This is a genomic window from Acidocella sp., assembly GCF_035535915.1.
Lineage (GTDB): Bacteria > Pseudomonadota > Alphaproteobacteria > Acetobacterales > Acetobacteraceae > Acidocella.
In genome coordinates, this window is the sequence record NZ_DATLPB010000023.1 from 1 (window position 1) to 13,398 (window position 13,398).

A 13,398-nucleotide genomic window follows, 5' to 3' on the forward strand; every position below is an offset into this window, starting at 1 on the left:
TTGCGTGTTGGTGGCGATGGCCTGCATCGTCACCTGCAGCTTCTCCATCGCCGCATTGAAATCGCCACGCAGCTTTTCGTAATCGGCCGAGAACGCTTCCGTCAGGCGGAACATCAAATCACCGCTGGAAAGCTTCTCCAGCCCCGCCGCCACCGAGTCCACCACCCGGCGCTGTTGCGCCGCCGTCTCGGCGCGCACCGCCTCGTTGGCCACGCGCTCGGCTTCCATTTGAGCGGCAGCCGCCTTGGCGTCTTTCTCCAGGCGCTGTTTCTCCAGCCCTGAATCTTTGAAAACCTGCACCGCGCGGGCCATGCCGCCGATCTCGTCCCGCCGCTCGGTGCCCGCCACGGCAGCCTGCAGCTCGCCCTGCGCCAACCGCCCCATCACCTCCCGCAGCCGGTTCGCCGGCACTGTGATCCAGGTGCGAACCGCGAAAAACCCACCCAACATCACCACGACCAAGCCTGCAACGATCAGCCCGAACGTCATCCAGATCGTAGCGTTCTCGGTGGCCCCCATCGTCGCTTCACGCGTGCCGGCCTCCGCGTCGAGGCGGTGCGCCGCCGCCAATATGTCCCGTTCAATGCTGTCGAACTTCGCCGCGCATGTGTTCAGGAACACCGCCTGAGCGTTGGCCAGCTCGGCCGCGTTACCGGCAGCGGCGGCGAGATTAACGGCATTGGCGCAGTCGCCCCGCAAAAGCTGCTGGCTCCTGGTCACAAGATCCTGCACGGTCACGGCCGCAGCCGGCGCTTCAGCCATCGCCGCTTCCATTTTCTTCGCATACATCGGTTCATCGTAGGCGATATCGGCCTGCAATCCGGCGCGGGCCGACGAATTCGGCCCCAACAGCAGCTCGGCCATGCTCGCCCGCGCATCCTCGAGAGCCCGGTTGGCCCTGGTGATGTTATAGGCCGCGCCGGCCGGGCCATTCATCACCTGGCTGTAGGCGCTGCCGACCGCGCGCATCCCCTGCGTCGCGTAAATGACCGCCGCTAGCGAAAAAACGCCGAAAACCACCAAAATCGCGGCGAACTTCCCGGCAATCGGGATATTCTTCATAAGTCCGTTCCCCTTAATTTTTTTTTGCAAGCTTTATGCTTTAAACATTATGTTAACCAAACTGTAGCATGGAATGCGACTAAACGTAAAGTTGCACGCTTGACATGCCCGTCGACGAGCGGTTGCAGCTTCTCTACGAACGACGGATCATGAACGTCACCGGGTCCAAGCACGGCCCCCGCACGGACTCGCTTGCGCATCGGGTCGGGGCGCTGCATGCGCATATTGCTCTTGCCACGCCACAAGCCGTAAAGGGGCGCCATTCAGCTTTTATCTGTGAGGACACGCGCATGTCTGACTCCGTCACCCCTGTCATCGGCATCATAGGTGGATCCGGTCTCTATAACATCGAAGGCCTGACCGAGACGCGCTGGGAAAAAGTGGAAACCCCCTGGGGCGCGCCCTCCGACGAGCTGCTGGTGGGCCGGTTTGGCGACATCAAGACCGTGTTCCTGCCCCGGCACGGGCGCGGCCATAAAATCTCGCCGAGCGGGCTGAACTACCGCGCCAATATCGATGCGTTGAAGCGCGCCGGCGTCACCGACATCATCTCGCTCTCCGCCGTCGGCAGCCTGAAGGCGGAATTGCCGCCCGGCCATTTCGTGGTCGTCGACCAGTTCATCGACCGCAGCTTCGCCCGTGAAAAGAGCTTTTTCGGTACCGGCTGCGTGGCCCATGTGTCGATGGCGCACCCGACCTGCCCGCGCCTCGGCGATGCGTTGGAGGCGAGCGCTCGGGAACTCGGCCTGCCCGTGACGCGGGGCGGCACCTACCTGGTCATGGAAGGCCCGCAATTCTCCACGCTCGCGGAAAGCATGCTGTACCGCAGCTGGGGCTGCGACGTGATCGGCATGACCAACATGCCGGAAGCCAAGCTCGCCCGCGAGGCGGAGATTTGTTACGCCTCAGTCGCCATGGTGACCGACTATGATTGCTGGCACGAGGACCATGACGCGGTAACTGTGGATGCCGTCATCAAGGTGCTGCTCGGCAATGCCGACAAGGCGCGCAACCTGGTGAAGGCGGTGCTGCCGAAAATCGGCAGCGCGCGGGGCCCTTGCCCCGCGGGCTGCGACCGCGCCCTGGAATATGCGCTGATCACCGCCCCGGAGGCGCGTGACCCGGCCATGTTGGCGAAACTGCAAGCAGTCGCCGGCCGCGTGCTCTAAAAAGGCAAGTAAGGAAAGGAAACGCTACTTTTTGTGAACAAAAAGTAGCAAAAAAACTTTGTTATTTTGGGCCGTGCTGGTTTCAACGCCGCCGGCCCAGCGTCGATAAAAGTTTTTGCGGCGCTTTTTTCAAAAAGCGCCCGCTTTCTTCTCTCTAACACCCTCATGCTCTAGGGTCAGGCCATGATTTTCCAAGGCGCCCTCGGGGCATTTCTGCTGGCCTTTCCGGCGCTGTTCTCCATCGTCAACCCGCTGGGCGGTTCCATCATCTTTCACGAGGTGACGGCGCTGCAGGAACATGAGCGGCGCATTGCCCTGGCGAAGCGGGTCGCGATCTATTCCGCTCTGGTCATGCTTGTGGCGCTTTGGGCCGGCACCTATATTCTGAGCTTCTTCGGCATATCGCTGAATGCGCTGCGTATCGCCGGCGGCATCGTCGTCGGCACCCGCGCCTATGAAATGCTCTCCGCGCCGGACAGCAATTCGGCCCGCAAGCAGGAAGAGGCGAAGCCGGTCAGCGAGGCCGCCACCGAAGATCTGGCCGGGTACGCGTTCTTCCCGCTGACCCTGCCCTTCACCACCGGGCCCGGGACGATCGCGGTCGCGGTCTCGCTCGGCACCGAGCGGCCGGGAACGTTCGCCGCCACGGCCGCCTTCTATACCGGGGTTAGCCTGGCGGCGCTGGCGATGGCCATGATCATCTGGGCCTCCTACAGCACGGCAGAACATCTGGCCGCTGTGCTCGGCAAATCCGGCCGGAGTGTCGTTTCGCGCATCGCCGCGTTCCTGCTCCTGGGCATCGGCGTGCAGATCGCCTTGTCGGGGATCATTCCGGTCCTGCACAGTACGCTGGCCAGATAGACGGAATCCACGCGGCTAAAAATAATAAGCAGGCTTATTATATGTTCCGCTATGGGACAAGACTTCGACTGTGATCTCTTTCTGCTCCTCCACGACGTCGCGCGGCTGATTCGCGTCGAGGCCGATAAGCGCGCGCGCACTCAGGGCATGACCCGGGCGCAATGGGTGCTGCTGCTGCGGCTCTCCTACCGCCCCGGCCTTAGCCAGAAGGAGGCCGCCGACCTGTTGGAGGTGGAGCCGATCACGGTGGCCCGGCTGGTGGACCGGCTGGTCGCGCTCGGCATGGTCGAACGCCGGGCGGACATGCAGGACCGGCGGATCTGGCGGCTGCATCTGCGGCCCGCCGCCACTGCCATGCTGGATGAGATCAGCCGGCAGCGCGCCGCCGTGGCCGATTTTGTCGGGGCCGGACTGTCCGCCGAAACCCGCGCCACCATGGTGCAAGGGCTGCAGCGCATGAAGGCCAATCTGCTGCTTGCCCCCGAGCAAAACGCACCGCGGGAACAACCCGCGGAAACAATGAAGGAGACGGGGTAATGTCGCAAACGAACACGGTCGCCCGGGACCAACCGGCCGCGCGGCCCGGTGCCGCGGCACCGGGCGAAACCTCGCAGCGACAGGCCAGGCGCACCAGCCTCCTGCGTCCCATCCTGATGCTTGGCGGAACCTTGGCCCTGGCCTTGGGCGTGCTGCTGTTCTGGCTGCAGGGCGGCCAATATGTCTCCTCCGACGACAGCTATGTCGAAGCGGCGAAAGTTTCGCTCTCCACCGACGTGTCCGGGCTGGTCGGCAAAGTCTACGTCCATGACAACCAGCATGTGCAGGCCGGCGAGACATTGTTCAGCCTCGACCCGGCCAATTTCGACATTGCGGTGGCCAATGCCCGGGCCCAGCTTGCCCAGGCGGTGCTGGACATCAACGCCGCCAAGCGCGGCTATGCCGAGGCGCTGGCGCAGATCGCCGCGCAGCACGCCCAGCTCGCGGAGGACCAGACCAATCTGCAACGCTACGCCGCGGTGGTGGGCAATGGCGGCGTGACGCGCGCCACCTACGATAACGCCCGCTACACCGTGCAGGCATCCCAGGCCCAGCTCGCGCAGCTCGAAGCCGCCGCCGGATTGCAGCTTGCCAAGCTGAGCGGCGATGCGGACACCCCGGTCGAGCAGATGCCGGAATACCGGACCGCGCTCGCCGCGCTGAACAGCGCCCTGGTGGCGCAGCGGCACAGCGTCGTCCACGCCCCCTTCTCGGGCTATGTCACGAATGTCGACCAGTTGCAGCCGGGCATGTACCTCTCCGCCGGCACCGCCGCCTTCGGGCTGGTCTCCGATGACCATATCTGGGTCACTGCCCAGCCCAAGGAGGACGAGCTCACCTGGGTGCGCCTCGGCCAGCCGGTGTCGATCAGCGACGACACCTATCCGGGCCAGACCTGGCGCGGCGTGGTGGAGAGCCTGAGCCCGGCCAGCGGTTCGGAATTCTCTCTCCTGCCGGCGCAAAACTCCTCCGGCAACTGGGTGAAGGTGGTGCAGCGCATCCCGGTGCGCATCCATATCGTCTCGGGCCCGAAAGATCTGAAGCTGCGTGACGGGATGAGCACGGAAATCTCCATCGATACGAACCACCACAGGCATTTGTCGGACCTGTTCTGATGGCAGGACCGGGCGACACCATGCCGGCCGCGCCGCATCGCACGCTGATCACCATCTGCCTGATGCTCGCGACGCTGATGCAGGCGCTGGATTCCACCATCGCCAACGTCGCCCTGCCCTATATGCAAGGCAGCCTCTCCGCCTCCTACGACCAGATCACCTGGGTGCTCACCTCCTACGTGGTGATGGCGGCGATCTTCACCGCGCCGATCGGCTGGCTCGCCAACCGGTTCGGCCGGAAAAACCTGTTCATCGTCTGTCTGGCCGGTTTCACCATCACCTCGATGCTGTGCGGCATCGCCGGCTCGCTGACACAAATGGTGGTTTACCGGTCGCTGCAAGGCGCTTTCGGCGCGGCGCTGGTGCCGCTCTCGCAAGCGACCTTGCTGGACATCTACCCGCCGGAGCAGCGCGGTTCCGCCATGTCGCTCTGGGGCATGGGGGTGATGGTCGGGCCGATCCTGGGCCCGACCCTGGGCGGCTATCTCACGGCCGATTTCAACTGGCGCTACGTGTTCTTCGTGAACCTGCCGTTCGGCATTGTCGCCATACTCGGCCTGCTGTTCCTGATGCCGAAGGTGAAGCTGGCGCCGAAAACCTCGTTCGACTGGATCGGCTTCTTCGCCCTCTCGCTCGGCCTCGCCGGGCTGCAGATCGGCCTCGACCGCGGCGAGGAGCTGGACTGGCTGAGCTCGACCACCATCATCACCAGCTTCATCCTCGCCGGGCTCGGCTTCTATCTCTTCCTCGTACATATGCTCACGGCGCGGGCGCCGTTCATTCCGCGGGCGATTTTCAACGACCGCAACTTCGTCGCCGGCCTGATCACGATGTTTTCGGTCGGCATGGTGCTGCTTGCCTCCTCGGCCCTGCTCGCCCCCTTCCTTGAAGAGCTCGGCAATTATCCGGTGGCGACCGCCGGCCTGGTGCTGGCGCCACGCGGCATCGGCACCATGGCGGCCATGATGATCGCCGGGCGCGTGTCGAACCGCATCGACCCGCGCCTGGTCATGCTAAGCGGCTATCTCGCGCTGGGCGCGTCGCTCGCCATGCAGGAAAGCTGGACACAGAACGAATCCGAACTGATGATGATCGTCACGATCGTGATCCAGGGCGTCGGCCTGGGCTTCGTGTTCGTGCCGCTGCAGGTCGTGTCTTTCTTCACCATGAAAGCGGAACTGAGGACCCAGGGCGCGGCCTTGCTCAGCCTGGTACGCAATGTCGGCAGCGCCATCGGCATCTCGATCACCTCGGCCTTGCTGGATCACATGACGCAGTACGAACATGCCGTGCTCACGCAATACGTCACCCCCTTCGCCCGCCCTTTGCAGGCCGGCGGCGCGGTGACCCACATGCTCAACCCGTCCACGCCTCACGGCGCCGCCTTGCTGAACAGCATGATCAACACGCAGGCGCAGGTGATCGCCTATATCGACGATTATAGCTTCCTGCTCATGACCGTGCTGCCCGCGGCCGCCTGCCTGCTGCTGATGCGCAAACCCGGCAAAGTCGCCGCACGGCCGGCGCGTGCTGAAGTGATGGAGTAGGAAGGAAGCGGCCGCTTTTTGAAAAAAGCGGCGTAAAAACTTTTATCGACGCTGGGCCTGAGGCGTTGAAACCGCACGGGCCCGGAATAACAAAGTTTTTTGCTACTTTTTGTTCACAAAAAGTAGCCTTCTCTTCTTCCCTTTTCTTTCCTCCTTGACAACTTCCCCGCCGGCGACGAAGGAACAAATAACAATATCATAACGAGGTCGAAATGTCCTCTTTGCTGCAGGCCGAGACCGAGGCTGTCCGCCATAGCGGGCTGTTTCTCTCCGCATGGTATCTGCGGCAGCATGAAGACGCCACGGGTGATGGTGCGGAACATTTCTGCACCATCGGGTGGCGCAACGGCGCATGGCCCAACCCTTATTTCAATCCTGCCTGGTACCGCGCGCAGAATCCGGCAGCCGACGCGGCCGGCATCAACCCGCTGCTGCATTATCTCGGCTATGGCGAAGCACTGGGGCGCGATCCCTGCCCGCATTTTTTCAACCTTTGGTATCGGCGTACCTACGGACTTGGCGCGCAGGAGCCTTGCCTCGGGCATTTTCTGGCGCGCCGGTTCACCGGGCAGGTCAGCCCTGTGCCGCTTTTCGACCCGGCCTGGTATCTTGAGCAAAATCCCGACGTCGCGGCCAGCCATTTCGATCCGTTCGAACATTTCCTGCTCTATGGCGTCGCCGAACTGCGCGCGCCCGCCGCCGATTTCGATATCGGCTTTTATGCCAACCGTTATGGGCCGGCGCTCGAGGGGCAGAACCCGCTGCTGCATTATCTCGCGCATCAGGACCAATGCCTGACGCAGCTCCCCGAACGGGAAAAAGGCGTGGCGGGTGCGGTGAAGTTCGCCACGCGGCCGGGGCCGGCCTTCGAGGCGTTCGCGCCGTTGCGGCCGGGTGCAATGCCGCGCGCCAAACTGCTCGCTTATTACCTGCCGCAATACCACCGTGTGGCGGAAAACGATGCCTGGTGGGGCGGAGGGTTCACCGACTGGACCAATCTCGGCCGGGCGACGCCGCGCTTCGCCGGGCATTTGCAACCGCGCATCCCGCGCGATCTCGGCTATTACTCGCTGGACGATCCCGCGACCCTGCGCCGGCAGATCGCCCTGGCCAAAGGCGCCGGCCTGTCCGGCTTCGTGTTCTACAGCTACTGGTTCAACGGCCGCCCGCTACTGGACAAGCCGATCAACCAGCTTCTTGCCGACCCGACGCTCGATTTCCCGTTCTGCGCCATGTGGGCCAACGAGAACTTGACCCACCGGTGGGACGGGCTGGAGCGCGACGGGCTGATCGCCCAGGACTATCGGGCGAGCGACGATGCGGCTTTGGTCACGCATTTCACCACGCTCTTCAAGGATCCACGCTATATCCGCCTGCAAGGCCGGCCGCTCTGGATGATCTACCGGGTCTCGCTGATTCCCGACGCGCAGCGGCGCCTCGCGCGCTGGCGCGGCATGTTCCAGGCAAGCGGCGAAGACCCGCTCATTATCATGGCGCAGAGTTTTGACGATGACGACCCCACGCCCTACGGGCTGGACGGCGCGGTGGAATTCCCGCCGCACAAAGTGAGCCAGGAGACCGCCCGACTGAACGGCACGCTCGATTTGTTCGATGAGGGCTTCGCCGCGACGGTGCATGATTACGAAGCCCTCGCCGAAACCTCGCTGCGCCTGCCCGTGCCCGACTATCCGCTCATCAAAACCATCGTGCCGGGCTGGGACAATGAGCCGCGGCGCGAAGGCAAGAGCCTGGTGCTGCATGGCGCGACGCCCGCGAAATACCAGGCCTGGCTCGAAAACCTGCTCGGCTACAGCACCAAAAACCCGTTTTACGGCGAACCGGTGGTGTGCGTGAATGCCTGGAACGAATGGGCGGAAGGGGCGTTTCTGGAGCCCGATCTGCATTTCGGCGCGGCTTTTCTCAACGCCACCGCCCGCGCGCTCTGCCCACGGGAACAGCCCGCCGTCAACCGGATCTTGCTGGTCGGCCACGATGCGCAGCCGCACGGCGCGCAGATGCTGCTGCTGCATCTGGCGCGCCGGCTGCGCCGGCAATGGGGATTCGAAATTCATCTGCTCTTGCTCAAAGGCGGGCCATTGCAAGGCCGATATGGCGAGCTGGCGGAACTGAGCGTCGCCGACGACAGCGCTTCCATCGGCCGGGCGCTCGACCACGCTTACGCGCGCGGTGTCCGCGCCGCCATCGTCAACGCCGCCGCCGCCGCCCGCATCGTTCCCGCCGCCGAAGCGCGCGGCATCGCCACCACCTTGCTGGTGCATGAAATGCCGCAATTTCTGCAGGAGCACCGCCTCAAAGTGCAGGCGCGGCACGGCGCGGCGCGCGCGCAAAATCTGGTGTTCGCCAGCGCATCCGGCGCGGCGGCGTTTTTCCGCGCGGTCGATCTGTACGGTTTGCCGCATCATGTTTTGCCGCAGGGCCTCTACCAGCCCGTCACCCACGATGCCGAAGCACGCAGCGCCGTGCGCCAGGCGCTGCGTGTGGGAGACGAGGAATTTCTCGTGCTCGGCGCCGGCTATGCCCATTTGCGCAAAGGGTTCGACCTGTTCCTGCAACTCGCGCGCAACGTCGCATCGTGGCGGCGCGACGTGCATTTCTGCTGGGTCGGCGATGTCGAAACCGTGCTGCACACCTATCTTGCGCCGGAAATGACGCGCGCCGCCGCCACCGGCCGTTTCCACCATGTGCCGTTCACCGAGCGGATCGCGGATTATTACGCCGCCGCCGATGCATTCGCGCTCACCTCGCGGGAGGACCCTTACCCCAGCGTGGTGCTGGAGGCGCTCTCCGCCGGGCTGCCCTGCGTCGCCTTCGAGGACAGCGGCGGCATCCCCGCCTTGCTGCGCGCGCATCGCGCCGGCGCCTTGGCGCAGGCGGCCAACCTTGACGATTTCCAGGCGCAAACGCTCTCCCTGCTCGACCACGCCGCCCTCGCGCAAGCGCGCCCCCGCCTCATGGCGCTGGCGGAAACTTTCGATTTCGCAGCCTACACGGAAAAACTTCTCCGCCTGGCCCAGCCCGCCTTGCGCGGCGTGAGCGTGTGCGTGCTGAACCATAATGACGCATCTTATTTGCCGGGGCGGCTTGGTTCGATTTTCGCCCAGACCTATCCGGTCCGCGAAATTCTCCTCCTCGACGACGCTTCGACCGACGACTACCTAACGGTGGCGGCCGCAGCGGCGGGTGCGGCGGGGCGCGACGTGACAATGATCGCCAACGCCGAGAACCAGGGGATTTTCGCGCAATGGCGCCGCGCCGCCGAGGCCGCGCAAGGCGAATATGTCTGGCTGTGTGAAGCCGATGATGAGGCCGCGCCGGATTTTCTCGCCCGGCTGCTGCACGCCATCGGCGACGGCCCGGCCCCGCTCCTCGCCTTCACCGACAGCCGCGCGATCGACACGGACGGGCGACAGATCATGCCGAGCTACCAATCCTATGCACTCGAAGCGGGCGTGCCGGCCCTCATTGCCTCCGGCCGCTGGGAGGGCAAGGACTTCGCCGGCATGGCGCTGGGCATTTGCAACCTCATCCCCAATGTCAGCGCCGTGCTCTGGCGCCGCGACGCGTTGCGCCGCGCGCTCGATGCGGTCCCCGACCTCGCCACGTGGCGCCTGGCCGGGGACTGGCGGCTCTATCTCGCCGCCCTGACCGCGCAGGCCGGCGAAATCCTGTATGTCGCCGCGCCACTGAACACCCATCGCCGCCACAAGGGCGGCATGACGCAACTCCTGAGCGCGAAAGAACATCTGGCGGAAGTCGCGCGCATGCACAAAATCGCCGCTGAGACGTTGGGCACCCGCACAGAGGCGCAAAAACATTATCGCGCGCGGTTGCGAGAACAGCTTTTAGGAAGAAAGTAAGCGCTACTTTTTGTGAACAAAAAGTAGCAAAAAAACTTTGTTATGCTGATCATGGGCTGTGTCGGCGACACAGCCCATGACCAGCATCCAGAAAAGTTTTTTCCGCCGCTTCGATCCCGATGCGCTGGCCGCTGCTCAAGATCAGCGGCAAGGCGTCATGCCTTCTGGCATCGTGCCTTCGTCAACCGAGCAACTCGCGCAGCGCTTGGTCGATGAAGAGGCGATCTTCGGGATTCCACACGGTCATATGCCCCCAGATCGACGGTATCGGACGGCACTCAGCGTTCTTCATCAGTTGGACTTCATTGACGTTGTCAATCGGCGGGAAGTAGCGATCATATTCACCCGGCATGACGATCGCCCGCGCTTTAATCGCACCGAGCGCCTGCGCAAGATCGCCCTGATACATCGCGTTCGCGCTGATATCACCGTCAAACCACGTGCGCATGAGAGCGAGAAGGTCATTGGCATCCAAATGCTGGAAGGCCGGTTCCCAGTACCGTTCAACGAAACTCTCACTGCTGTCGGCGCCGAACTGACGGAATGCTTCCGTGCGGAAAAATGGTTCGGAGAATCCCCAGCCGGCATAGATCGCCGCGAACGCCTTCAACCCGCGGATCGGCGGGCGGCGATAATAGCCATCTTCAAATGCCGGATCCAATTCCAACGCACGGCGAAGCGCAATCAGGAAAACCTTATTGAAGTTCGCCGTCCGGGCGGAACAGTTCAGCGGCGCAATCGCCTCTACCATGTCGGGGTATTGCGCCCCCCATTGATAGGCCTGGCATCCCCCCATCGACCAGCCAGCGACCAGCTTCAGCGTCTCAACGCCCAGGGCTTCCGTGACAAGCTTGTGCTGTAGCCGCACGTTATCAAAAAGCGTCACAAGCGGGAAACGTGCTGCTTCAAAAGGCGACGGCGTGTTGCTGGGTGAGCTGGACACACCATTGCTCAGCAAGTTCGTCGCGACGATAAAATGGCGGTCCGGGTCGATCGCCCTCCCTGGACCGGTGAGGCATGCGAGGGACTCACGATGCGTGCCCGCATACCAGGACGGGATCAGCACAACATTATCCTTGTCCGGCGACAGGGTGCCGAGCGTCGCGAATGCCAATCGCGCGGCCGGCAACGTGGTGCCGCCTTGCAGCTCAAAATCCTTGGCTTCGAAAATACTGAAATCCTGACTCATGGAAATTCCTATTGTTAAGCAAGCCGAGCCGCGATGCAGTTTGGCCGGAGAGATACGGTCGGCTGAAAACTAACTATAAGTCACCCCATCCATCAATCTTCAGGCCCTCAGCCCCGCTGATCCGGGTGCATGGTGGCAAAATTGGCCCGAAAGCGGCAAATTCCGCATAAATTCTAAACTTTATAGAATTGTTTTGTTTAATATTTATTCAACACAACAACTTATACGGCTCAGCATGAATAAAATATATTCAATTTATGATTTTTATTGATTGTTTTTCCAGCATTCGTGCGCATCTGTGCAACGCGTTTTTCCGGCGCTCTGCCTAACCTGATGGCCATGCTGGTTTGATGGAGACTTTCATGCAGACGCCGGTATCGACCACTGCCTTGGGGCAGGAAGGAACTTTCGCAGAAGAATTCGAACATGAGCCGGTGCCCCTACAGCGCCGGCATTCGCTGAAATCCGTCACCGCCGTCTGGGTCGGGTTTCCGATGGTGCTGACCCAGGCCGTGTTCGGCGGGATCATCGTCTACAATCTCGGATTTATCGAGGGCGCGTCAGCGATTCTACTGGGCAACCTCGTTCTGTGTCTTTATGTTGGCGCCCTCAGCTATGTCGCCGGCTCGACCGGCTTGAATTTCGCGATGCAGGCGAAAAAGACGTTCGGCGCGAAGGGCTATAGCGTTGCCTGCGGCCTGCTTTCGACTCTCGTGGTCGGCTGGTATGCCTTCCAGACCGGCCTGACCGGGGCCACCATCCATACGGCTTTTGGCTGGAACATGACGGCGGTGATCGTGGTAGCGACGCTGCTTTATACGGCCACCACGTTTCTCGGCATCCGCGCACTCGCCATCGTCGGCATGATGGCGCCGACACTCTTCATTATCATGGGCCTGATCGCTTTGGTTTTGGCATCCTTGAAGAGCGGGATGGCCGACGTCTGGCATTTCAAGGGCCTCGCGCATGGCATGACGTTCGGCGGCGCGATCAGTCTGGTCATCGCCGGTTTCGCCGATGCGGGCACGATGACGGCGGATTTCACCCGCTGGTCGCGTAACGGACGCGAAGGTGTCCTCGCCTCACTCTCAGCGTTTCCCCTCGCCAACGGCTTCGCCTTTCTGTTCGGCGGGGTAATCGTCGCCGCAGGTGCGGCGATCAATCCCACCCATAACGGCGGCGACTTCATGCCCTTATTAACGGGACATGGCGTTCTGCTGACGGCACTTGCCCTGGTCTTCGTGTTCATCAATCTCGGCTCCGTCTGCGCGCACTGCCTCTACAACGGCGCGGTCGGCTACAGTCATCTGCTGAAGAACCGGATGCGCGTTCTCACGCTCGTGCTGGGCATCCTCGGAGGCGTCGCCGCAATCCTCGGCATTTGGAGCCTGTTCCCTTACTGGCTCAGCCTGCTCGGCATCTTCGTCCCTCCCATTGGCGCGGTGATGATCATGGATCAGTTGATCCTCGGCCAGGCCGCCAGGCTACGGGCAGACGCCGATTTCCATCCCCGGGCGTTTGCAGCATGGGCTCTCGGGTCGGCCGTCGCGATCGTGTTTCACATCTGGATGCCGCAATATGGTGAGGCCCTGGCCGGGCTGCTCGTGAGCGGCGCCGCCTATGCAGCGCTCGGCCTCGGCCAACCGAGCCGAGAAGCGGCGTTGGATACGATCACCTAGCTTTCGCCCCCGGCTCCATAGAGTGGCGAATGATCCGTCGATCATTCGCCACTCCCGCTATGGAAACAAAAAAGGAAGGCTACTTTTTGTGAACAAAAAGTAGCAAAAAAACTTTATGACTCTGGGCCTATGGCTTTGTCGGCGACGCAGCCCATGCCCTCCAGGGCCATTCCAACGGTGCTACGCACCGCCGGAACCTTCAGCCCCTCCGCCCAGCGTCACAAAAGTTTTGGGGCTGTCCCAGATCCTGAGCGGATCTAGGATGGTTTTATGGACCTAAGGTACTGTCGTTTAACGGAAAAACAGCAAGATCGTCTGGCTGAGTTTTTTGTGGCTGGCGTGACGGCACGTACGGCGGCGG

9 protein-coding genes are annotated in these 13,398 nt (G+C 62.6%); 7 read left to right on the forward strand and 2 right to left on the reverse strand.

All coding sequences use genetic code 11. From position 1 onward, the window contains the following. The coding region (locus VNC39_RS02870) for a methyl-accepting chemotaxis protein (protein WP_325395976.1) at window positions 1-1,062 on the reverse strand (1,062 nt) is incomplete at its 3' end. Window positions 1,063-1,352: 290 nt separating this feature from the next. Here VNC39_RS02870 and VNC39_RS02875 point away from each other — a divergent pair. The 6 genes from VNC39_RS02875 to VNC39_RS02900 all read left to right on the forward strand — a co-directional run bounded on the left by VNC39_RS02875 (window position 1,353) and on the right by VNC39_RS02900 (window position 10,169). Next, complete coding sequence (locus VNC39_RS02875; RefSeq protein WP_325395978.1) at window positions 1,353-2,231, forward strand: S-methyl-5'-thioadenosine phosphorylase; 879 nt, start codon at window positions 1,353-1,355, stop codon at window positions 2,229-2,231. Window positions 2,232-2,414: 183 nt separating this feature from the next. Next, entirely contained in the window at window positions 2,415-3,092 is a 678-nt protein-coding gene (locus VNC39_RS02880; RefSeq protein ID WP_325355466.1) for a MarC family protein, read from the forward strand. A gap of 51 nt (window positions 3,093-3,143) precedes the next feature. Beyond that, window positions 3,144-3,629: a MarR family winged helix-turn-helix transcriptional regulator gene (locus tag VNC39_RS02885; RefSeq protein WP_325355464.1), complete on the forward strand. Its 486-nt coding sequence runs from the start codon at window positions 3,144-3,146 to the stop codon at window positions 3,627-3,629. Next, window positions 3,629-4,744 carry an HlyD family secretion protein gene (locus VNC39_RS02890; RefSeq protein ID WP_325395980.1) on the forward strand — a complete coding sequence of 372 codons (1,116 nt, stop codon included), beginning with the start codon at window positions 3,629-3,631 and terminating at the stop codon, window positions 4,742-4,744. Before VNC39_RS02885 ends, VNC39_RS02890 begins: the two co-directional genes overlap by 1 nt. Beyond that, window positions 4,744-6,291: a DHA2 family efflux MFS transporter permease subunit gene (locus VNC39_RS02895; protein WP_325395982.1), complete on the forward strand. Its 1,548-nt coding sequence runs from the start codon at window positions 4,744-4,746 to the stop codon at window positions 6,289-6,291. Before VNC39_RS02890 ends, VNC39_RS02895 begins: the two co-directional genes overlap by 1 nt. Window positions 6,292-6,503: 212 nt before the next feature. Then, entirely contained in the window at window positions 6,504-10,169 is a 3,666-nt protein-coding gene (locus tag VNC39_RS02900) for a glycoside hydrolase family 99-like domain-containing protein (protein WP_325395984.1), read from the forward strand. Window positions 10,170-10,350: 181 nt separating this feature from the next. Here VNC39_RS02900 and VNC39_RS02905 read toward each other — a convergent pair whose 3' ends face one another. Further along, window positions 10,351-11,358, reverse strand: coding sequence for an alpha/beta fold hydrolase (locus VNC39_RS02905; protein ID WP_325395986.1), 1,008 nt, complete (start codon window positions 11,356-11,358; stop codon window positions 10,351-10,353). 362 nt (window positions 11,359-11,720) lie between these two features. On the opposite strand from VNC39_RS02905, the gene VNC39_RS02910 reads away from it, so the two are divergent. Beyond that, window positions 11,721-13,037, forward strand: a complete 1,317-nt coding sequence (locus tag VNC39_RS02910) for a cytosine permease (RefSeq protein WP_325395988.1) — start codon at window positions 11,721-11,723, stop codon at window positions 13,035-13,037. Window positions 13,038-13,398 lie beyond the last annotated feature (361 nt).

Excerpts from the sequence above, each read along its gene's own strand:
- VNC39_RS02875 (WP_325395978.1), top strand. The coding sequence starts at position 1,353 with ATGTCTGACTCCGTCACCCCTGTCATCGGCATCATAGGTGGATCCGGT.
- VNC39_RS02880 (WP_325355466.1), top strand. The coding sequence starts at position 2,415 with ATGATTTTCCAAGGCGCCCTCGGGGCATTTCTGCTGGCCTTTCCGGCG.
- VNC39_RS02885 (WP_325355464.1), top strand. The coding sequence starts at position 3,144 with ATGGGACAAGACTTCGACTGTGATCTCTTTCTGCTCCTCCACGACGTC.
- VNC39_RS02890 (WP_325395980.1), top strand. The coding sequence starts at position 3,629 with ATGTCGCAAACGAACACGGTCGCCCGGGACCAACCGGCCGCGCGGCCC.
- VNC39_RS02895 (WP_325395982.1), top strand. The coding sequence starts at position 4,744 with ATGGCAGGACCGGGCGACACCATGCCGGCCGCGCCGCATCGCACGCTG.
- VNC39_RS02900 (WP_325395984.1), top strand. The coding sequence starts at position 6,504 with ATGTCCTCTTTGCTGCAGGCCGAGACCGAGGCTGTCCGCCATAGCGGG.
- VNC39_RS02905 (WP_325395986.1), bottom strand. The coding sequence starts at position 11,358 with ATGAGTCAGGATTTCAGTATTTTCGAAGCCAAGGATTTTGAGCTGCAA.
- VNC39_RS02910 (WP_325395988.1), top strand. The coding sequence starts at position 11,721 with ATGCAGACGCCGGTATCGACCACTGCCTTGGGGCAGGAAGGAACTTTC.